The sequence below is a fragment of the Buttiauxella warmboldiae genome (genome assembly GCF_003818135.1).
GTDB lineage: Bacteria > Pseudomonadota > Gammaproteobacteria > Enterobacterales > Enterobacteriaceae > Buttiauxella > Buttiauxella warmboldiae.
In genome coordinates this window covers 54,911-74,939 of the sequence record NZ_RPOH01000009.1, presented here as the reverse complement: position 1 = coordinate 74,939, position 20,029 = coordinate 54,911, and the positions used below count along the sequence as shown (strand labels likewise).

Here is a 20,029-nt window from a genome sequence, read left to right as displayed (position 1 = left end):
GAAAAAACCATGACGTTAAAAGAGTTAGTGGTTGGTTTCGGCACCCAGGTACGCAGTATCTGGATGATCGGTCTGCACGCGTTTGCCAAACGCGAAACGCAGATGTATCCGGAAGAGCCAGTCTATTTACCGCCGCGCTACCGTGGCCGCATCGTGCTGACGCGCGACCCGGACGGCTCCGAGCGCTGCGTTGCCTGTAACCTGTGTGCGGTAGCCTGCCCGGTAGCCTGTATCTCTTTGCAAAAAGCAGAAACCAAAGATGGCCGCTGGTATCCAGAATTCTTCCGCATTAACTTCTCGCGCTGCATCTTCTGCGGCCTGTGCGAAGAAGCGTGCCCCACCACTGCGATTCAGCTCACCCCAGATTTCGAGCTGGGCGAGTTTAAGCGCCAGGATTTGGTGTACGAAAAAGAGGACCTGCTGATCTCCGGTCCGGGCAAATACCCGGAATATAACTTCTACCGGATGGCAGGTATGGCAATCGACGGCAAAGATAAAGGTGAGGCGGAAAACGAAGCCAGGCCTATCGACGTCAAAGGCCTATTACCTTAAAGGAGCAGGGCAATGGAATTCGCTTTTTATATTTGCGCAATCATCGCGGTCGGGACCACCCTGCGGGTGATCACCCACACCAACCCGGTGCATGCCTTGCTGTATCTGATTATCTCGCTGTTGGCGATCTCCGGGGTGTTCTTCTCCCTGGGGGCGTACTTTGCCGCCGCGCTTGAGATCATCGTTTACGCCGGTGCCATCATGGTGCTGTTCGTCTTTGTGGTGATGATGCTTAACCTTGGCGGTGCGGTCGTGGAGCAAGAGCGTAACTGGCTGAAGCCGCAGCTATGGATTGGCCCAGGCATTTTGTCTGCCATCCTGCTTGCGGTGCTGGTGTACGCGATTCTGGGTCTCAATGACCAGGGTATCGACGGCACATCCGTCAGCGCTAAAGAGGTGGGTATCGCGCTGTTTGGGCCTTATGTCCTGGCGGTGGAGTTAGCTTCAATGCTGCTGCTGGCAGGGCTGGTTGTGGCCTTCCACCTGGGGCGTGAAGACCGTCCGGGGGACGTGCTGAGCAACCGCCAGGCCGATCAGGCTGCGAAAAGAAAAACGGAGGAGCACCTATGATTCCGCTGCAACATGGATTAATCCTCGCGGCCATTTTGTTCGTTCTTGGGCTGACTGGTCTGGTGATTCGTCGCAACCTGCTTTTTATGCTGATAAGCCTGGAAGTGATGATCAACGCCGCGGCCCTCGCGTTCGTGGTCGCCGGGAGTTACTGGGGCCAGGCCGATGGCCAGGTGATGTATATCCTCGCGATTAGCTTAGCTGCTGCCGAAGCCAGTATTGGACTTGCGCTGTTACTGCAGCTTCATCGTCGTCGCCAGAGCCTGAATATCGATTCAGTAAGTGAGATGCGTGGATGAACCTTCTCTGGTTAACCATTCTTTTGCCGTTTGTGGGCTTTTTATTGCTGGCGTTCTCGCGTGGCCGCTGGTCAGAAAACCTTTCTGCCACGGTTGGCGTGGGCTCGATTGGCCTTGCGGCGTTAGTGACCGCCATAGCCGGCGTTGATTTCTTCAACAACGGGCAACAAGCGTTTACTCAACCGCTGTGGACGTGGATGTCAGTAGGCGATTTTAATATCGGCTTCAACCTGATCCTCGACGGTTTGTCGCTGACCATGCTGTCCGTGGTCACCGGCGTTGGCTTCCTGATCCACATGTACGCTTCCTGGTATATGCGTGGAGAAGAGGGCTATTCCCGCTTCTTCGCCTACACCAACCTGTTTATCGCCAGCATGGTGATTCTGGTTCTCGGCGACAACCTGTTGCTGATGTACCTCGGCTGGGAAGGCGTGGGCCTGTGTTCGTATCTGCTGATTGGCTTCTACTACACCGATCCGAAGAACGGCGCGGCGGCGATGAAAGCCTTTGTGGTGACCCGTGTGGGCGACGTGTTCCTCGCGTTTGCGCTGTTCATCCTTTACAACGAACTGGGCACGCTGAACTTCCGTGAAATGGTTGAACTGGCTCCGCAGCACTTTGCAGCTGGCAACCAGATGCTGACCTGGGCAACCCTGATGCTGCTGGGCGGTGCGGTCGGTAAATCTGCTCAGCTGCCGTTGCAGACCTGGCTTGCGGATGCGATGGCAGGCCCAACGCCTGTTTCAGCGCTGATCCACGCGGCGACGATGGTTACCGCGGGTGTCTATCTGATTGCCCGTACTCACGGCCTGTTCCTGTTAACGCCTGAAGTACTGCATTTAGTGGGCATTGTGGGGGCGGTAACGCTGGTGATGGCAGGCTTTGCCGCGCTGGTGCAAACCGATATCAAACGTGTGCTGGCGTACTCGACCATGAGCCAGATTGGCTACATGTTCCTGGCGCTGGGCGTACAGGCCTGGGATGCCGCAATCTTCCACCTGATGACGCACGCTTTCTTCAAGGCGCTGTTGTTCCTGTCATCCGGTTCGGTGATCCTTGCCTGCCACCACGAACAGAACATCTTCAAAATGGGTGGCCTGCGTAAGTCCATTCCGCTGGTGTACATCTGCTTCCTGGTCGGCGGCGCGGCGTTGTCTGCCCTGCCATTGATCACCGCAGGCTTCTTCAGTAAAGATGAGATTCTGGCCGGTGCATTGGCGAATGGTCATATCAACCTGATGGTTGCGGGTCTGGTCGGTGCGTTTATGACCTCCCTGTATACTTTCCGCATGATCTTCATCGTCTTCCACGGTAAAGAGCAGATTCACGCTCACGCGCTGAAAGGCATTACTCACCACCTGCCGCTGATAGTGCTGCTGGTGCTGTCCACCTTTGTGGGCGCAATGATTGTTCCGCCACTGGCGGGCGTGCTGCCAGCAACAACAGAGCTTGCGCACGGTAGCGTGTTGACGCTGGAGATCACTTCTGGTGTGGTCGCCATCGCGGGCATCCTGATTGCCGCATGGCTGTGGCTGGGCAAACGCACTCTGGTGACCTCCATTGCTAACAGCGCACCGGGCCGCTTCTTCGGTACCTGGTGGTTCCATGCCTGGGGCTTCGACTGGCTGTATGACAAAATCTTTGTTAAGCCATTCCTCGGTATCGCCTGGTTGATTAAGAGCGATCCGCTGAATTCACTGATGAACATTCCGGCGATTGTTTCTCGCTTCGCAGGCCGCGGCCTGCTGGTGAGTGAAAACGGTCATCTGCGCTGGTATGTGGCATCAATGAGTATCGGTGCTGTCGTGGTGCTGGGCTTGCTGCTGGTCTTGCGCTAATTCAACGCTTCCTCCTCTGCATAAGGGGAGGGAATGTGAGTGATGTTTTGGTTTATTTTGACTTAGGGACACAAATGCCATGCTATTACCCTGGCTGATACTCATCCCCTTTATTGGCGGCTTCTTCTGCTGGCAGACCGAGCGCTTCGGCGTAAAAGTGCCGCGTTGGATTGCGCTGGTAACGATGGGACTGACACTGGCGCTCTCGCTGCAACTGTGGTTAGCCGGCGGCTACTCGCTGACGCAATCCGCAGGTTTGCCGCAGTGGCAGTCTGAATTTGTTTTGCCGTGGATCCCACGCTTTGGGATTGAAATCCACTTAGCCCTTGACGGCCTGTCGCTGCTGATGGTGGTCCTGACCGGTCTGCTCGGCGTGCTGGCGGTACTCTGTTCCTGGAATGAAATCGAAAAATATCAGGGCTTCTTCCACCTCAACCTGATGTGGATCCTCGGCGGCGTGATCGGCGTGTTCCTTGCCATCGACATGTTCCTGTTCTTCTTCTTCTGGGAAATGATGCTGGTGCCGATGTACTTCCTGATTGCGCTGTGGGGCCACAAAGCCTCCGACGGGAAGACGCGTATCACCGCTGCGACCAAGTTCTTCATCTACACCCAGGCAAGCGGTCTGGTGATGTTGATTGCCATTCTTGGCCTGGTATTCGTGCATTACAACTCAACCGGCGTCTGGACATTTAACTACGAGCAATTGCTGCATACTGAAATGTCCAGCAGCGTTCAATGGCTGCTGATGCTCGGCTTCTTCATCGCCTTTGCGGTGAAAATGCCGGTAGTTCCATTGCACGGTTGGCTACCTGATGCGCACTCGCAAGCACCAACCGCGGGTTCGGTTGACCTCGCCGGTATCCTGCTGAAAACCGCCGCTTACGGCCTGCTGCGTTTTGCTCTGCCGCTGTTCCCGGAAGCCTCCGCTGAATTTGCCCCAATCGCCATGTGGCTGGGCGTCATCGGTATCTTCTACGGCGCATGGATGGCCTTCGCGCAGACCGATATCAAACGCCTGATCGCTTACACCTCCGTTTCCCACATGGGCTTTGTGTTGATTGCCATTTATACCGGCAGCCAGCTGGCTTACCAGGGGGCGGTGATTCAGATGATTGCGCACGGTCTTTCCGCGGCGGGGATGTTCATCATCTGCGGCCAGCTCTACGAGCGTCTGCACACGCGTGATATGCGCCTGATGGGCGGCCTGTGGAACAAAATCAAATGGTTGCCGGGTCTGTCGATGTTTTTCGCCGTGGCAACGCTTGGCATGCCGGGTACCGGTAACTTTGTGGGCGAGTTTATGATCCTGTTCGGCAGCTACCACATCGTGCCGATGATTACGATTATCTCGACCTTCGGTCTGGTATTTGCCTCGGTTTATTCGCTGGCGATGCTGCACCGTGCTTACTTCGGTAAAGCGAAAAGTGAAATCAGTGATAAACAGCTGCCAGGCATGTCGCCGCGCGAGTTCTTTATCATCCTGTTGCTGGTGGTGCTGTTAGTCCTGCTGGGCTTCTACCCGCAGCCAATTCTGGATACTTCGCATTCCGCGATGAGCAATATTCAGCAGTGGTTTACCAGTTCAATTCCAACTACAAGGCCGTAATTCGCCATGACTATAACTCCTCAACACTTGATCGCGCTGCTACCGCTGCTCGTCGTCGGATTGACGGTGGTGGTTGTGATGCTCTCCATAGCGTGGCGACGCGACCATTTTGTCAATGCAACCCTGGCAGTCATCGGCCTGAACGCAGCACTCGTTTCTCTGTGGTTTGTCGGCCAGGCCGGCGCTATGGACGTCACGCCGCTGATGCGCGTCGATGGCTATGCGATGCTCTACACCGGGCTGGTTTTGCTGGCGAGCCTGGCAACCTGTACCTTTGCCTATCCGTGGCTTGAGGGCTACACCGACAACCGCGAAGAGTTTTACCTGCTGGTGCTGATTGCCGCTCTCGGCGGTATTCTGCTGGCAAACGCTAACCACCTGGCGGCGCTGTTCCTCGGTATTGAGCTGATTTCGCTGCCGCTATTTGGTTTGATTGGCTACGCTTTCCGCCAGAAACGCTCGCTTGAAGCCAGTATCAAATACACGATTCTTTCTGCCGCAGCCTCTTCATTCCTGCTGTTCGGTATGGCGCTGGTGTATGCGGAATCTGGTGACCTGTCGTTTGTGAGCCTGGGTCAAAGCCTGGCAGACAACATGCTGCACGAGCCGTTGCTGCTGGCCGGTCTGGGCCTGATGATTGTTGGTCTTGGTTTTAAACTGTCGCTGGTTCCGTTCCACCTGTGGACGCCAGATGTCTATCAGGGCGCGCCGGCTCCGGTTTCTACCTTCCTTGCCACCGCCAGCAAAATCGCCATCTTTGGCGTAGTGATGCGTCTGTTCCTCTACGCGCCGGTTGGCGATAGCGAAGCGGTGCGCGTGGTGCTGGGGATTATCGCCTTTATCTCCATTATCTTCGGTAACCTGATGGCGCTGAGTCAGACCAATATCAAGCGTCTGCTGGGCTACTCGTCTATTTCGCACCTCGGTTATCTGCTGGTGGCGCTGATTGCCCTGCAAAGCGGCGATATGTCGATGGAGGCCGTTGGCGTCTATCTGGCCGGTTACCTGTTCAGCAGCCTTGGCGCATTCGGCGTGGTTAGCCTGATGTCCAGCCCGTATCGCGGCCCGGATGCCGATTCGCTGTACTCCTACCGTGGTCTGTTCTGGCACAAGCCGATCCTTTCCGCGGTGATGACGGTGATGATGCTGTCGCTGGCGGGTATCCCAATGACGCTGGGCTTCATCGGCAAGTTCTACATTATCGCGGTTGGCGTTCAGTCCCAGCTGTGGTGGCTGACCGGGGCCGTGGTGCTGGGAAGTGCGATTGGCCTGTATTACTACCTGCGTGTGACGGTGAGTTTGTATCTGAACGCACCACAGCAGCCAGGCCGTGATGCGCCGACTAACTGGGCGTTCACTGCGGGCGGCGTGGTGGTGCTGATCTCTGCCGTGCTGGTACTGTTGCTGGGGGTTTATCCGCAACCGCTGATTACGCTGGTGCGTATGGCGACACCGATGATGTAGTGCCAACCCGACCTGTGAAAGGGCTGCCCAACAGGGTGGCCCTTTTTGTTTTACGGGCTTGCTACACTTATGCGAGCACATTCAAACGTGCGGATACGGTAATTAAATATGGAGTTTTATGGCCACGCATCTGGTCTGGTTTCGCAATGATTTACGGGTCAATGACAACCTGGCGCTGGCGGCAGCGTGCCGTTCGTCTGAGGTCCGCGTCATCGGCATTTTTCTCGCCACCCCGCAGCAATGGCGCCAGCACGATATGGCACCGCGTCAGGCGGAGTTTATCTGGCAGCACGTACAAGGCCTGCGTGCTGCGCTTGCGGAGCGCGGCATTGAGCTGTTGGTCCGTGAGGTCGGTGACTTTAATGACTGTGCGCAATTCCTGAAAAATTTCTGCGAACAGCAGCAGGTTGAGGCGCTGTTTTATAACTACCAATACGAGCTTAATGAACGCCAGCGTGACGCGGCGGTTGAAAAGGCGCTGGGCCGTGAAGTGGTTTGCCAGGGTTTTGATGACAGTGTGTTATTGCCGCCAGCGAGCGTCATCACGGGCAATCAAGAGATGTACAAAGTTTTTACGCCCTTTAGCAAAGCATTTATCAAACGGCTTCACGAAGGGCTACCCGAATGTGTTTCAGCCCCGAAAGCGCGTGGCGCATCCCTTTGGGAAATACCACCGCTCCACGAGTTTGATTATCCCCGCCAGCCAATAGATGAAAGTTTGTTCCCCATCGGTGAACCGCAGGCCATTAATCAGCTGCGCCAGTTCTGCCGCCAGTCAGCGGCTGATTACGAACAACGGCGCGATTTTCCCGCCGTCGATGGCACCAGCCGCCTGTCGGCGTACCTGGCAATTGGCGTGCTGTCGCCGCGCCAGTGTTTACACCGTTTATTGAAAGAGCATCCACAGGTGCTGGACGGTGGGAGCGGAAGCGTGTGGTTAAATGAATTAATCTGGCGGGAGTTCTATCGCCATTTGCTGGTGGCGTATCCGAAACTTTGCCGCCATCAGCCATTTATCTCATGGACAGATAAGGTTGTCTGGCGACAAGATGAGGCGCAGTTTATCGCCTGGCAGCAAGGGAAAACGGGGTTCCCGATTGTGGATGCGGCTATGCGCCAGCTCAACACCACTGGCTGGATGCTCAACCGTTTACGCATGGTGGCGGCGAGTTTTCTGGTCAAAGATTTATTGTGTGACTGGCGGCGTGGTGAACGCTACTTTATGTCACAGCTGGTGGATGGCGATCTCGCGGCAAACAATGGCGGCTGGCAATGGGCTGCTTCGACAGGCACCGACGCCGCGCCTTATTTTCGCATCTTCAACCCGACGACCCAGGGCGAGCGATTTGATGCGCAAGGGGAATTTATCCGCCAGTGGTTGCCAGAACTGGTGGCTGTACCCGATAAATATATTCATACGCCCTGGCTCTGGGCAGAAAAACAGCAATTGGAGCTGGACTATCCACGTCCAATTGTTGAACATAAACAAGCACGTATCGCGACACTTGCCGCTTATGAAGCGGCCCGTAAATCCTGAGAGAAAGAAGATGAAAAATAGCGAGCTTGAACGTCTGATTAACGAGAAGCTTAACAGTGCCGCGATAAGCGACTATGCGCCGAATGGGCTGCAGGTGGAAGGGCGCGAAGAGATACGCAAAATTGTGACCGGCGTGACCGCAAGCCAGGCGCTGATTGATGAGGCTGTGCGCCAGCAGGCAGACGCCATTATTGTGCACCACGGTTATTTCTGGAAAGGCGAATCGCCGGTGATTCGCGGCATGAAACGCAGGCGCCTGAAAGCGCTGCTGGCTAACGATATCAATCTCTTCGGCTGGCATCTGCCGCTTGATGCCCATCCGCAACTCGGTAATAACGCGCAGCTTGGTGCGTTGCTGGGCATTGAAACCAAAGGTGAAATTGAGCCGCTGGTGCCCTGGGGAGAGTTCCCCACGCCGCTTTCAGGCGTTGAACTGGCGTCATGGATTGAAATGCGTCTGGGACGCACGCCGTTGTGGTGCGGCGATACGGGGCCTGAGCAGATCCGTCGCATCGCCTGGTGTACCGGTGGGGGCCAAAGCTTTATTGATAGCGCGGCCCGTTTTGGCGTGGATGCGTTTATTAGCGGTGAAGTTTCAGAACAGACCATTCATTCTGCACGCGAGCAGGGCCTGCATTTTTATGCGGCTGGACACCACGCCACGGAGCGCGGCGGCATTCAGGCGCTGAGTGACTGGCTGAACAGCGAAACCGATTTAGACGTGACCTTTATTGATATTCCGAACCCGGCATAACGCAAGACCGAGGAGAAAAAGTGCAAAGAGCACGCTGTTATCTATTAGGCGAAAGCGCAGTGGTTCTGGAACTGGAGCCGCCATTATCATTGAAAAGTCAGCAACGTATCTGGGGATTGACCCAACGCTTGCTGGAAGCGCCTTCAGTCCTGGAAGTCATCCCCGGGATGAACAACATCACCGTCGTATTACGTGAGCCGCAGAGCCTGGCGCTGGATGGCATTGAACGCATTCAACGCTGGTGGGAAGAGAGCGAGGCCATGATCCCCACCTCGCGCTGCGTGGAAATTCCGGTGATTTACGGCGGCAGCCACGGCCCAGATTTGGCAGAAGTGGCCGGGCATTGCGGTTTATCGGTAAGCCAGGTGGTGGAACAACACGCGGCGGTTGATTACGTGGTCTATTTTCTCGGCTTTCAGCCGGGCTTTGCGTATCTTGCAGGGCTTGCGCCTACGCTTGTCACCCCGCGCCGTGCTGAACCGCGGTTGATGGTACCGGCCGGATCGGTTGGGATTGGCGGCAGCCAGACCGGAATTTACCCGCTGGCAACGCCGGGCGGCTGGCAGATTATCGGCCAGACGTCGTGGAAATTATTCAATCCGGCAGCAGAGCAACCAACATTATTAACTCCGGGTGATACCGTGCGTTTTGTGCCTCAAAAGGAGGGCGTGTGCTGAAAATTATTCGTGCCGGGATGCACATGTCGGTGCAAGACACCGGGCGCTATGGCTACCGCCAATTAGGCGTGAGCCGCTGCGGCGCGCTGGATACCCCTGCGTTACAAATTGCCAATTTGCTGGTAGGCAATGCCCCGGAAAGCGCGGCGCTGGAAATCACGCTCGGCCACTGCGTGGTGGAATTTACCAAAGATGGCTGGTTTGCCTTAACCGGCGCCGGTTGTCATGCTGAACTCGATGGCCGTGCAGTGTGGACCGGCTGGCGTTTGCCGGTGAAAGCGGGCCAGCAATTAAAGCTCAAAACCCCCGAGCGTGGCATGCGGAGTTATCTTGCTGTTGCGGGTGGTCTGGATGTGCCGGAGGTTCTGGGGTCGTACAGTACCGATCTTAAAGCGCAGGTGGGTGGCCTTGAAGGACGCTTAGTGAAAGATGGCGATGAGATCCCCGTGCTACCCGCCACACGCCATTTCCGTGAGGCGCGCGGCGTGAAACAGCTGCTATGGGGAAACCGCATCCGTGCGCTGGCGGGGCCGGAATATCATGAATTTACGCAAACTTCGCAAGATGAATTCTGGCGTCTGCCGTGGCAGTTAAGCCCGCAAAGTAACCGCATGGGCTATCGCCTGCAGGGGCAGCGCCTGGAACGCACCACCGAGCGCGAATTGCTGTCCCATGGTTTGTTACCCGGCGTGGTGCAGGTGCCGCATAACGGGCAGCCTATCGTGCTGATGAACGATGCTCAGACAACCGGCGGCTATCCAAGAATCGCCTGCGTAATTGAAGCCGATATGTTTAACCTGGCGCAAATACGACTCGGCGAACCGGTGCATTTTGTGCCATGCACGCTTGAAGAAGCGCTGAAGGCGCGTCGCGAACAGCATATTTATCTGGAACAGCTGGCCTGGCGGCTGAATAACGAAGATTAATTTTCAGGAATAAAGAGATGCCAGAAGGCCCGGAAATAAGGCGAGCCGCAGATATGCTTGAGGCCGCCGTTTTAGCTCAGCCGCTAACCGACGTGTGGTTTGCTTTTCCCGCGTTGAAAGCGTTTGAGCAGGCGCTAATTGGTGAGCAAGTCAATCGCCTCGAAACGCGCGGTAAGGCATTGCTTACGCATTTTTCCAATGGGCTAACTTTGTACAGCCACAACCAGCTGTACGGCGTGTGGCGCGTGATAAATGCAGGGGAAATGCCGGACACCACTCGGGTGCTGCGCGTTAAGTTGCAAACGGCTGAGAAAGCCATTTTGCTGTATAGCGCGTCGGATATTGAAATGCTCGACGCCGATGGAGTAACAAATCACCCGTTTTTGCTGCGCGTTGGCCCGGATGTGTTGGATCTCACACTCAGCGCTGAGCAAGTTAAGGCACGCTTATTATCAGCAAAGTTCCGTAAACGCCAATTCAGCGGGTTATTGCTGGATCAGGCCTTTCTGGCCGGTTTAGGAAACTATCTGCGCGTTGAGATCCTTTGGGCCGTGGGGCTGCTGGCGCACCATAAGGCGCAGGATTTATCGCCGCAGCAACTCGATAAACTCGCGTACGCGCTGCTGGATATTCCGCGACACTCCTACAATACGCGCGGAACTGTGAATGAAAACAAACATCACGGCGCGATTTTTAGCTTTAAGGTGTTCCACCGCGCAGGGCAGAAGTGCGAACGCTGCGGCGGGGTAATCGAGAAAACAATGCTTTCATCCCGGCCGTTTTATTGGTGCCCGGGCTGTCAGCATTAAACAATCCTGAAGATTGCGTTTATCTCACAGGCCGGAGATGGGGTATATTGGGATGCCGATCACAAAAAAACCTTAAAGGAAGACCTCGTACTATGAGTTATCGTTTCACCCTGACCGCCGTCACAGCCGTTTTAGCCCTGACAGGATGCGCAGCATCGAAAACTGCCGACCCGGCACCGGCTTTCGATTTCGGCTCCTCGCGGGTGGCCGTGACGCATATCCCGACGAAAACCGACGATGGCACCGAAATATACGTCACCATTGATGGTAAGGACGCCGGTATGCTGGGGACCGGTGAGAAGATTGAGGTCCAGCTGCCAGAAGGCAAGCATAAAGTCGGCGGCTATGCCCGTACGCTGATTGGTCGCGTCACCATTTCGCCTGTTGAAATATCGACAGCGCGCGACGTTATCAGCCACGTGACCTATTCTGTGACCAACCATAAACCGACATTTGTCGTCCGCGCGTCCACTCCGGTTCCGCAACCGAAGGCAGAATCGATTCCGGCAGAACCCGTTCCGGTGATACCTGAGCAAATTGAAGCTCCCGCGACGGTCGAACAGATGCCGCCTGCCACGCCTGCCGAGCCAGTAGCGGTACCGGAAATACAGATGCCGGAAATCACCGAGCTGGCGCCAACGGCTCAGCCGCAGGCTGAAACGCAAACCTCGACGCCGCAGGGCGTGAATATCACGAATCTGACGGCTGCCCCGCAGGCATAATCTCGGGGAAATCAGCACTTTTAAGCATAAAAAAACGCGCCAGCCAGCGCGTTTTTGTTTTTTCCAGAAGCGAACTTATTTTTTCAAATCAGACTGGAAATCACGCTGTTCGTAGCCGGTATACAGCTGGCGTGGACGGGCAATTTTAATGCCGTCGTCGTGCATTTCGTTCCAGTGCGCAATCCAGCCCACGGTACGCGCCATCGCGAAGATAACGGTAAACATGGAAGATGGAATTCCCATCGCTTTCAGGATGATACCGGAGTAGAAGTCCACGTTCGGGTAGAGTTTCTTCTCGATGAAGTACGGGTCGTTAAGCGCAATATGCTCAAGCTCCATGGCCACTTCCAGCAGATTATTATCTTTCAGATTCAGCTCTTTGAGCACTTCATGGCAGGTTTCACGCATCACCGTGGCGCGCGGGTCGTAGTTTTTGTACACGCGATGGCCAAAGCCCATCAGGCGGAAAGAGTCATTCTTGTCTTTCGCACGACGCACGAATTCCGGGATGTGCTCAACGCTGCTGATCTCTTCGAGCATTTTCAGTGCGGCTTCGTTAGCGCCACCGTGAGCAGGCCCCCACAAAGAGGCAATGCCCGCGGCGATACAGGCGAACGGGTTAGCGCCAGAAGAACCGGCGGTACGCACCGTAGAGGTAGACGCATTTTGTTCGTGGTCGGCGTGCAGGATCAAAATACGGTCCATGGCACGTTCCAGAATAGGGTTAACTTCGTATTTCTCACACGGCGTGGAGAACATCATATTCAGGAAATTACCGGCGTAGGAGAGGTCGTTACGTGGGTAAACGAACGGCTGGCCAATGGAATATTTATAACACATGGCTGCCATGGTCGGCATTTTGGACAGCAGGCGGAACGCGGCGATTTCACGATGGCGCGGGTTATTCACATCCATGGAGTCATGATAAAACGCCGCCAGCGCGCCGGTCACGCCGCACATCACCGCCATCGGGTGCGAGTCACGACGGAAACCGTGGAACAAACGGGTGATTTGTTCGTGGATCATGGTGTGGCGGGTGACAATGGTTTTGAACTCTTCGTACTGCTGTTGGGTCGGTTTTTCACCGTTTAGCAGGATGTAGCAAACTTCAAGGTAATTGGAGTGGGTTGCCAGCTGATCGATAGGGAAACCACGGTGCAGTAAGATACCTTCATCACCGTCGATAAAGGTGATTTTTGATTCACATGATGCGGTAGAGGTAAAACCCGGGTCAAAAGTAAACACACCTTTAGAACCAAGACTACGAATATCAATGACATCCTGACCAAGGGTGCCTTTTAGCACATTCAGTTCCAGAGCATCATCACCATTGTAGGTAAGCGTTGCTTTTTTATCAGCCATTTACGGTCTCCTTAGCGCCTTATTTCATCAGACTGCGGGTCCGTGATTTGCATTCAAACACAACCGTGTCCGTTACCCGTTTTAATTTGCTCGTGGCTCTGTTTTGATTGTGTAGCCAGGGTACAGAGCGATGGGCGCTTGCAGGTAACTGGTGCCACGTAGGCGAAAATTCAGCAAATCAGACCCTTTGCAGTCCATATCATTCAAACCTGTGTATCACTAATAACTGGCCTTATCGACTGGGTCAATACCATCACACTGTTACATAACTTATTCTCAGGTGAAAGGTTCACCCTATAACTTTTGCGAATTATACGGCTTTTTCGGCCTCGTTTGTAACAATAATGTTTAAGTTTTGTCAAATCAGATGATTAAAAATTAAAATAATGTTGTTATCGTGATCCTGCTCACTGTTCCGAGCAAAACCCTTCAAACTATATGTAGGTTAATTGTAATGAATTTGTGAAGCGCCTATACTGCCGCCAGGTCTCCGGAATACCCTGCCACCGGGCGCCACCCAGCGTTGTAGCCAGCTTTTTGGCATCTGGATGTAGCTGTTTTTGCATGACGCACAGTTATAGAAAGTTCACGCTGTCTGACCCCGCCTGCAGACCCGGAGGAAGGAAACTATAAGAACAGCATGTGGGCGCTATTCATGATAAAAAATGCAAAAAAACAAAGACCTGTAAATCTTGATCTCTCAACGATCAGGTTCCCCGTCACTGCCATTGCTTCCATCCTCCACCGTGTATCCGGCGTGATCACCTTTGTGGCTGTTGGCATTCTCCTGTGGTTATTAGGCCAGTCACTCTCCTCTCCGGAAGGCTTCCTCGTTGCTCATGCAATCATGAGCGGCTTGTTGGCCAAATTCATTCTGTGGGGCATCCTCACCGCGCTGGCTTATCACGTGGTGGTGGGCATTCGCCATATGCTGATGGACACCGGTTTGCTGGATGAAACCCTGATAGCGGGCAAACGATCCGCGATGATTTCCTTTGTATTGACTTTCGTGCTTTCACTTCTCGCAGGAGTCCTCGTATGGTAAGCAATGCCTCCGCATTAGGTCGCAATGGTGTGCATGACTATATTCTGGTTCGTGCCTCCGCCATTGTTATTACCCTGTATATCCTCTATATGATTGGGTTCTTCGCTGTTACCGGCGATTTAACCTACGAGGTCTGGAGTGGTTTCTTCGGCTCCGCCTTCACCAAAGTGTTCACCCTGCTGACATTGTTCTCAATTTTGATCCATGCCTGGATTGGCATGTGGCAGGTGTTGACCGACTACGTTAAACCAGTGGCGATGCGTCTTGGGCTACAGCTCGTGATTGTGGTGGCACTGCTGGTTTACGTCATTTATGGATTCGTTGTGGTGTGGGGTGTGTAATGAGTTTACCAGTCAGAGAATTTGATGCAGTCGTCATTGGTGCAGGTGGCGCAGGTATGCGCGCCGCACTGCAGATTTCACAAAGCGGCCAGACCTGTGCCTTGCTGTCGAAAGTTTTCCCAACCCGTTCCCATACCGTGTCTGCGCAGGGTGGCATTACCGTGGCTCTCGGCAATACCCATGAAGACAACTGGGAATGGCATATGTATGACACGGTAAAAGGTTCCGATTACATCGGCGACCAGGATGCCATTGAATATATGTGTAAAACCGGCCCGGAAGCGATTCTTGAGCTGGAGCACATGGGTCTGCCGTTCTCCCGCCTTGATGATGGCACTATTTATCAGCGTCCGTTTGGCGGCCAGTCGAAGAACTTCGGCGGCGAGCAGGCGGCGCGAACTGCTGCGGCAGCGGACCGTACCGGTCACGCATTGTTGCACACGCTGTACCAACAAAACCTGAAAAACAAAACTACCATTTTCTCCGAATGGTACGCGCTGGATCTGGTGAAAAATGCCGATGGTGCCGTGGTCGGTACCACCGCGCTGTGCATCGAAACTGGCGAAGTGGTTTACTTCAAAGCGAAAGCGACCATTCTGGCAACGGGCGGCGCGGGCCGTATTTATCAGTCCACCACTAACGCCCATATCAATACCGGCGACGGTGTTGGTATGGCGCTGCGTGCAGGCGTGCCTGTACAAGATATGGAAATGTGGCAGTTCCACCCAACCGGTATCGCCGGTGCGGGTGTGCTGGTCACCGAAGGTTGCCGTGGCGAAGGCGGTTATCTGCTGAACAAGCACGGTGAGCGCTTTATGGAGCGCTATGCGCCAAACGCGAAAGATCTGGCAGGCCGTGACGTGGTTGCGCGTTCTATCATGATTGAAATCCGCGAAGGCCGCGGCTGCGATGGCCCGTGGGGTCCACATGCCAAACTGAAACTTGATCACCTGGGTAAAGAAGTTCTCGAATCCCGTCTGCCGGGCATTCTGGAGCTGTCTCGTACCTTTGCACACGTTGACCCGGTTAAAGAGCCGATTCCGGTTATCCCTACCTGCCACTATATGATGGGCGGTATTCCGACCAAAGTTACCGGCCAGGCATTAACGGTGAACGAGCAGGGCGAAGATGTGCTGATTCCTGGCCTGTTCGCGGTGGGGGAAATTGCCTGCGTCTCCGTTCACGGCGCTAACCGCCTGGGCGGCAACTCGCTGCTGGATCTGGTGGTGTTTGGCCGTGCGGCGGGCCTGCATCTGCTGGAGTCTATCGCAGAGCAGGGCGAGCTGCGTGACGCGACCGAAGATGAAATTAATGTCGCGCTGGAGCGCCTGAATCGCTGGAACGGCAACCGCAACGGCGAAGATCCGGTGCAAATCCGTAAAGCACTTCAGGAATGTATGCAGCACAACTTCTCGGTATTCCGTGAAGGTGACGCGATGGCAAAAGGCCTTGAGCAGCTGAAACAGATCCGCGAACGCCTGAAAAACGCCCGCCTGGATGATACTTCCAGCGAGTTCAACACCCAGCGCGTTGAGTGCCTGGAGCTGGATAACCTGATGGAAACCGCTTATGCGACCGCTGTTTCCGCTAACTTCCGCACCGAAAGCCGTGGCGCCCATAGCCGCTTCGACTATCCGGACCGTGACGATGCCAACTGGCTGTGCCACAGCCTGTATCTGCCTGAGTCGGAAAGCATGACGCGCCGTGAGGTGAACATGCAGCCGAAGCTGCGTCCGGCATTCCCACCGAAAGTGCGTACTTATTAATAGCGGAGCAAAGTGATGAAACTCGAATTCTCTATTTATCGCTACAACCCGGATGTTGACGATGCTCCGCGTATGCAGGAGTACACCCTGGAAGGGGAAGAAGGGCGCGATATGATGCTGCTTGACGCGCTGATGCAGCTGAAAGAAAAAGATCCGACCCTCTCTTTCCGTCGCTCCTGCCGTGAAGGAGTTTGCGGCTCCGACGGCGTGAACATGAACGGCAAGAATGGTCTGGCCTGTATTACGCCAATCTCCGCCCTGGGGAATGGCAAGCAAAAGATAGTCGTCCGTCCTCTGCCTGGATTGCCGGTGGTGCGCGATCTGGTGGTAGACATGGGACAATTCTATGCCCAATATGAGAAGATTAAGCCTTACCTGTTGAATAATGGGCAAAATCCACCTGCTCGTGAGCATTTACAATCACCTGAGCAACGTGAAAAACTGGATGGTCTGTACGAGTGCATCCTTTGCGCCTGCTGCTCGACCTCCTGCCCGTCGTTCTGGTGGAACCCGGATAAGTTCATCGGCCCGGCAGGTTTACTGGCAGCGTACCGCTTCCTGATTGACAGCCGTGATACTGAAACCGCCAGCCGTCTTGACGGGATCAGCGACGCTTTCAGCGTATTCCGCTGCCATAGCATCATGAATTGCGTCAGTGTTTGTCCTAAGGGATTGAACCCGACGAAAGCCATCGGCCACATTAAGTCGATGCTGCTGCAAAAGAGTGCCTAGCTTTTCGTTCCCTCTCCTTCGGGAGAGGGGAAAATTTGCAGGAAACCTTTAAAAACTGCCCTGTTGCGACAGTTTTTAAAGGTTCCTTCTCGAGCCGCCTGGAAAGGAAAAAGGCTCGTAGTTGTGAACCCCGGTAATGTGTACCACCTGTGTACGCAATAGTTATTCACGGCGAAATAAGCATATAAATGCTTAAGGGATCACGATGCAGAACGGCGAAATGAAAGCCTGGCTGGATTCCTCTTACCTGGCGGGTGCAAACCAGTCCTGGATAGAGCAGCTCTATGAAGACTTCTTAACCGATCCTGACTCTGTTGATGCGCACTGGCGCTCAATGTTCCAGCAATTACCTGGAACCGGGGCCAGACCGGATCAATTCCATTCCAAAACACGTGATTATTTCCGTCGTCTGGCGAAGGATGCCTCACGTTACTCCACCGCAATTACCGACCCTGACACTGACGTTAAGCAAGTCAAAGTGTTGCAGCTGATCAACGCCTGGCGTTTCCGTGGCCATCAGGCCGCAAACCTCGATCCGCTTGGCTTGTGGAAGCAGGACGCGGTTCCCGATCTTGATCCAGCCTTCCATAATCTGACGGACGCCGATCTTCAGGAAACCTTCAACGTCGGTTCTTTTGCCAGCGGCAAAGAGACCATGAAGCTTGCTGACCTGATCGATGCGCTGAAGCAGACTTACGGCGGTTCAATCGGTGCGGAATATATGCACATCACCAACACCGAAGAAAAACGCTGGATCCAGCAGCGCATCGAATCGGTGGTGGGCCACTCAACGTTTACCGTTGATGAGAAAAAACGCTTCCTCAGCGAACTGACCGCAGCAGAAGGCCTTGAGCGTTACCTGGGGGCGAAATTCCCGGGCGCGAAACGCTTCTCGCTGGAAGGCGGTGATGCACTGGTGCCGATGCTCAAAGAGATGATCCGCCATGCGGGCAAGAGCGGCACGCGCGAAGTGGTGCTGGGCATGGCACACCGCGGCCGCCTGAACGTGTTGATCAACGTACTCGGCAAGAAACCGCAGGAACTGTTCGACGAATTCGCCGGTAAGCATAAAGAACATCTCGGCACCGGCGATGTGAAGTACCACATGGGCTTCTCATCAGACGTGGAAACCGAAGGCGGCCTGGTTCACCTGGCGCTGGCGTTTAACCCGTCGCACCTCGAAATCGTAAGCCCGGTGGTTATCGGTTCTGTGCGTGCGCGTCTGGATCGTTTAGATAAACCCGGCAGCAACCAGGTTCTGCCAATCACCATTCACGGTGACGCCGCGGTAGCGGGCCAGGGCGTAGTTCAGGAAACCCTGAATATGTCTAAAGCGCGTGGTTACGAAGTGGGTGGCACCGTTCGCATCGTTATCAACAACCAGATTGGTTTCACCACCTCTAACCCGCTGGATGCGCGTTCCACGCCGTACTGTACCGATATCGGTAAGATGGTGATGGCACCGATTTTCCACGTCAATGCCGATGACCCGGAAGCGGTGGCGTTTGTCACTCGCCTGGCGCTGGATTTCCGTAACACCTTTAAGCGCGACGTATTTATCGACCTGGTTTGCTACCGTCGCCACGGTCATAATGAAGCTGACGAGCCAAGCGCCACCCAGCCCGTGATGTACCAGAAAATCAAAAAGCACCCGACGCCGCGTAAGATTTATGCAGACCGTCTGGAGCAGGAAAAAATCGCCACCCTCGAAGATGCCACCGAAATGGTGAACCTCTACCGTGACGCGCTTGATGCCGGTGAATGCGTGGTGAAAGAGTACCGCCCAATGAACATGCACTCCTTCACCTGGTCGCCGTACCTCAACCACGAGTGGGATGAGAGCTACCCGAATAAGGTCGAAGTGAAGCGTTTGCAGGAGCTGGCTAAACGTATCAGCAGCGCGCCTGAAAGCGTTGAAATGCAGTCCCGCGTGGCGAAAATCTACAGCGACCGTCAGGAAATGGCGAACGGCGCGAAGAAATTCGACTGGGGCGCGGCTGAAAACCTGGCGTACGCCACTCTGGTGGATGAAGGCGTTTCCGTGCGTCTGTCCGGTGAAGACGTGGGCCGTGGCACCTTCTTCCACCGTCACGCTGTGATCCACAACCAGACCAACGGTTCGACTTACACGCCGCTGCAACACGTGCACAACAGCCAGGGCGAGTTCAAAGTCTGGGACTCGGTGCTGTCTGAAGAAGCGGTACTGGCATTCGAATACGGCTATGCCACTGCGGAGCCTCGCACCCTGACTATCTGGGAAGCGCAGTTTGGCGACTTCGCCAACGGCGCTCAGGTGGTTATCGACCAGTTCATCAGCTCCGGCGAGCAGAAATGGGGCCGTATGTGTGGCCTGGTGATGCTGCTGCCGCACGGTTACGAAGGCCAGGGTCCGGAGCACTCCTCCGCGCGTCTGGAGCGTTACCTCCAGCTGTGTGCCGAACAGAACATGCAGGTTTGCGTACCTTCCACGCCTGCGCAGGTTTACCACATGCTGCGTCGCCAGGCGCTGCGCGGTATGCGTCGTCCGCTGGTGGTGATGTCGCCGAAATCTCTGCTGCGCCATCCGCTGGCGGTTTCCACTATGGAAGAGCTGGCAAACGGCACCTTCCTGCCGGCGATTGGCGAAGTTGACGAGCTGGATCCGGCTGGCGTGAAACGCGTGGTAATGTGTTCGGGTAAGGTTTATTACGATTTGCTGGAACAGCGTCGTAAGAACGATCAAAAAGATGTGGCGATTGTGCGCATCGAACAGCTGTATCCGTTCCCGCACCAGGCGGTGCAGGAAGCGTTGAAACCTTTTGCTCACGTACATGATTTTGTCTGGTGCCAGGAAGAGCCGCTTAACCAGGGCGCATGGTATTGCAGCCAGCACCATTTCCGTGAAGTAGTTCCATTTGGATCGGGTCTGCGTTACGCAGGTCGTCCAGCCTCCGCATCACCTGCGGTAGGGTACTTGTCCGTTCACCAGAAACAGCAGCAAGATCTGGTTAATGACGCGCTGAACGTCGATTAATTAAAGGATAAAA

General features: G+C 54.8%; 19 protein-coding genes. 17 read left to right on the top strand and 2 right to left on the bottom strand.

What is annotated here, in order from left to right; genetic code table 11:
- The first annotated feature begins 9 nt into the window (after positions 1-9).
- From nuoI to EHN07_RS02740, 12 genes are all read left to right on the top strand, one after another.
- The gene (gene nuoI, locus EHN07_RS02795; protein ID WP_124022685.1) at positions 10-552 is read left to right on the top strand and encodes an NADH-quinone oxidoreductase subunit NuoI; all 543 of its coding nucleotides are present in this window, start codon (positions 10-12) and stop codon (positions 550-552) included.
- Between the two features lie 12 nt (positions 553-564).
- The gene (gene nuoJ, locus EHN07_RS02790; protein WP_124022684.1) at positions 565-1,122 is read left to right on the top strand and encodes an NADH-quinone oxidoreductase subunit J; all 558 of its coding nucleotides are present in this window, start codon (positions 565-567) and stop codon (positions 1,120-1,122) included.
- Positions 1,119-1,421: an NADH-quinone oxidoreductase subunit NuoK gene (nuoK, locus tag EHN07_RS02785; RefSeq protein WP_034458791.1), complete on the top strand. Its 303-nt coding sequence runs from the start codon at positions 1,119-1,121 to the stop codon at positions 1,419-1,421. Before nuoJ ends, nuoK begins: the two co-directional genes overlap by 4 nt.
- The gene (gene nuoL / locus EHN07_RS02780; protein ID WP_124022683.1) at positions 1,418-3,259 is read left to right on the top strand and encodes an NADH-quinone oxidoreductase subunit L; all 1,842 of its coding nucleotides are present in this window, start codon (positions 1,418-1,420) and stop codon (positions 3,257-3,259) included. Before nuoK ends, nuoL begins: the two co-directional genes overlap by 4 nt.
- A 79-nt stretch (positions 3,260-3,338) precedes the next feature.
- Positions 3,339-4,868 carry an NADH-quinone oxidoreductase subunit M gene (gene nuoM / locus EHN07_RS02775; protein WP_124022682.1) on the top strand — a complete coding sequence of 510 codons (1,530 nt, stop codon included), beginning with the start codon at positions 3,339-3,341 and terminating at the stop codon, positions 4,866-4,868.
- 6 nt (positions 4,869-4,874) lie between these two features.
- Positions 4,875-6,332: an NADH-quinone oxidoreductase subunit NuoN gene (nuoN, locus tag EHN07_RS02770; RefSeq protein WP_124022681.1), complete on the top strand. Its 1,458-nt coding sequence runs from the start codon at positions 4,875-4,877 to the stop codon at positions 6,330-6,332.
- Between the two features lie 118 nt (positions 6,333-6,450).
- A complete protein-coding gene (gene phrB / locus EHN07_RS02765; RefSeq protein ID WP_124022680.1) occupies positions 6,451-7,869 on the top strand; it encodes a deoxyribodipyrimidine photo-lyase in 1,419 nt (472 codons plus the stop codon).
- 10 nt (positions 7,870-7,879) lie between these two features.
- On the top strand, positions 7,880-8,623 hold the full coding sequence (locus tag EHN07_RS02760; RefSeq protein ID WP_124022679.1) for a type 2 GTP cyclohydrolase I: 744 nt from the start codon (positions 7,880-7,882) through the stop codon (positions 8,621-8,623).
- Positions 8,624-8,643: 20 nt separating this feature from the next.
- On the top strand, positions 8,644-9,300 hold the full coding sequence (gene pxpB, locus EHN07_RS02755) for a 5-oxoprolinase subunit PxpB (RefSeq protein WP_124022678.1): 657 nt from the start codon (positions 8,644-8,646) through the stop codon (positions 9,298-9,300).
- Complete coding sequence (gene pxpC / locus EHN07_RS02750; protein ID WP_124022677.1) at positions 9,294-10,226, top strand: 5-oxoprolinase subunit PxpC; 933 nt, start codon at positions 9,294-9,296, stop codon at positions 10,224-10,226. Before pxpB ends, pxpC begins: the two co-directional genes overlap by 7 nt.
- A gap of 17 nt (positions 10,227-10,243) precedes the next feature.
- Positions 10,244-11,035, top strand: coding sequence for an endonuclease VIII (gene nei / locus EHN07_RS02745; RefSeq protein ID WP_124022676.1), 792 nt, complete (start codon positions 10,244-10,246; stop codon positions 11,033-11,035).
- Between the two features lie 92 nt (positions 11,036-11,127).
- Positions 11,128-11,757, top strand: coding sequence for a hypothetical protein (locus EHN07_RS02740; protein ID WP_244202339.1), 630 nt, complete (start codon positions 11,128-11,130; stop codon positions 11,755-11,757).
- A 75-nt stretch (positions 11,758-11,832) separates the two neighbouring features.
- Here EHN07_RS02740 and EHN07_RS02735 read toward each other — a convergent pair whose 3' ends face one another.
- Together EHN07_RS02735 and EHN07_RS20820 are read right to left on the bottom strand one after the other, a co-directional pair.
- Positions 11,833-13,119 carry a citrate synthase gene (locus EHN07_RS02735; RefSeq protein WP_124022675.1) on the bottom strand — a complete coding sequence of 429 codons (1,287 nt, stop codon included), beginning with the start codon at positions 13,117-13,119 and terminating at the stop codon, positions 11,833-11,835.
- A 203-nt stretch (positions 13,120-13,322) separates the two neighbouring features.
- Positions 13,323-13,481 (bottom strand): hypothetical protein, encoded by a 159-nt coding sequence (locus tag EHN07_RS20820; protein ID WP_425267164.1) that lies wholly within the window; start codon positions 13,479-13,481, stop codon positions 13,323-13,325.
- Between the two features lie 278 nt (positions 13,482-13,759).
- Between EHN07_RS20820 and sdhC the strand changes: the two genes are divergently transcribed.
- From sdhC to sucA, 5 genes are all read left to right on the top strand, one after another.
- A complete protein-coding gene (gene sdhC, locus EHN07_RS02730; protein ID WP_167467265.1) occupies positions 13,760-14,164 on the top strand; it encodes a succinate dehydrogenase cytochrome b556 subunit in 405 nt (134 codons plus the stop codon).
- A complete protein-coding gene (gene sdhD / locus EHN07_RS02725) occupies positions 14,158-14,505 on the top strand; it encodes a succinate dehydrogenase membrane anchor subunit (RefSeq protein WP_124022674.1) in 348 nt (115 codons plus the stop codon). The genes sdhC and sdhD overlap by 7 nt, the downstream gene beginning before the upstream one ends.
- Positions 14,505-16,271: a succinate dehydrogenase flavoprotein subunit gene (sdhA, locus tag EHN07_RS02720; protein WP_124022673.1), complete on the top strand. Its 1,767-nt coding sequence runs from the start codon at positions 14,505-14,507 to the stop codon at positions 16,269-16,271. The genes sdhD and sdhA overlap by 1 nt, the downstream gene beginning before the upstream one ends.
- Positions 16,272-16,286: 15 nt before the next feature.
- On the top strand, positions 16,287-17,003 hold the full coding sequence (locus EHN07_RS02715) for a succinate dehydrogenase iron-sulfur subunit (RefSeq protein ID WP_124022672.1): 717 nt from the start codon (positions 16,287-16,289) through the stop codon (positions 17,001-17,003).
- Between the two features lie 205 nt (positions 17,004-17,208).
- Positions 17,209-20,016, top strand: a complete 2,808-nt coding sequence (gene sucA, locus EHN07_RS02710) for a 2-oxoglutarate dehydrogenase E1 component (protein ID WP_124022671.1) — start codon at positions 17,209-17,211, stop codon at positions 20,014-20,016.
- Positions 20,017-20,029: the final 13 nt, after the last annotated feature.

Bases quoted from the DNA above. Each gene is read 5' to 3' on its own strand.
- nuoI (WP_124022685.1), top strand. From the start codon at position 10: ATGACGTTAAAAGAGTTAGTGGTTGGTTTCGGCACCCAGGTACGCAGT.
- nuoJ (WP_124022684.1), top strand. From the start codon at position 565: ATGGAATTCGCTTTTTATATTTGCGCAATCATCGCGGTCGGGACCACC.
- nuoK (WP_034458791.1), top strand. From the start codon at position 1,119: ATGATTCCGCTGCAACATGGATTAATCCTCGCGGCCATTTTGTTCGTT.
- nuoL (WP_124022683.1), top strand. From the start codon at position 1,418: ATGAACCTTCTCTGGTTAACCATTCTTTTGCCGTTTGTGGGCTTTTTA.
- nuoM (WP_124022682.1), top strand. From the start codon at position 3,339: ATGCTATTACCCTGGCTGATACTCATCCCCTTTATTGGCGGCTTCTTC.
- nuoN (WP_124022681.1), top strand. From the start codon at position 4,875: ATGACTATAACTCCTCAACACTTGATCGCGCTGCTACCGCTGCTCGTC.
- phrB (WP_124022680.1), top strand. From the start codon at position 6,451: ATGGCCACGCATCTGGTCTGGTTTCGCAATGATTTACGGGTCAATGAC.
- EHN07_RS02760 (WP_124022679.1), top strand. From the start codon at position 7,880: ATGAAAAATAGCGAGCTTGAACGTCTGATTAACGAGAAGCTTAACAGT.
- nei (WP_124022676.1), top strand. From the start codon at position 10,244: ATGCCAGAAGGCCCGGAAATAAGGCGAGCCGCAGATATGCTTGAGGCC.
- EHN07_RS02740 (WP_244202339.1), top strand. From the start codon at position 11,128: ATGAGTTATCGTTTCACCCTGACCGCCGTCACAGCCGTTTTAGCCCTG.
- EHN07_RS02735 (WP_124022675.1), bottom strand. From the start codon at position 13,119: ATGGCTGATAAAAAAGCAACGCTTACCTACAATGGTGATGATGCTCTG.
- sdhC (WP_167467265.1), top strand. From the start codon at position 13,760: ATGTGGGCGCTATTCATGATAAAAAATGCAAAAAAACAAAGACCTGTA.
- sdhD (WP_124022674.1), top strand. From the start codon at position 14,158: ATGGTAAGCAATGCCTCCGCATTAGGTCGCAATGGTGTGCATGACTAT.
- sdhA (WP_124022673.1), top strand. From the start codon at position 14,505: ATGAGTTTACCAGTCAGAGAATTTGATGCAGTCGTCATTGGTGCAGGT.
- EHN07_RS02715 (WP_124022672.1), top strand. From the start codon at position 16,287: ATGAAACTCGAATTCTCTATTTATCGCTACAACCCGGATGTTGACGAT.
- sucA (WP_124022671.1), top strand. From the start codon at position 17,209: ATGCAGAACGGCGAAATGAAAGCCTGGCTGGATTCCTCTTACCTGGCG.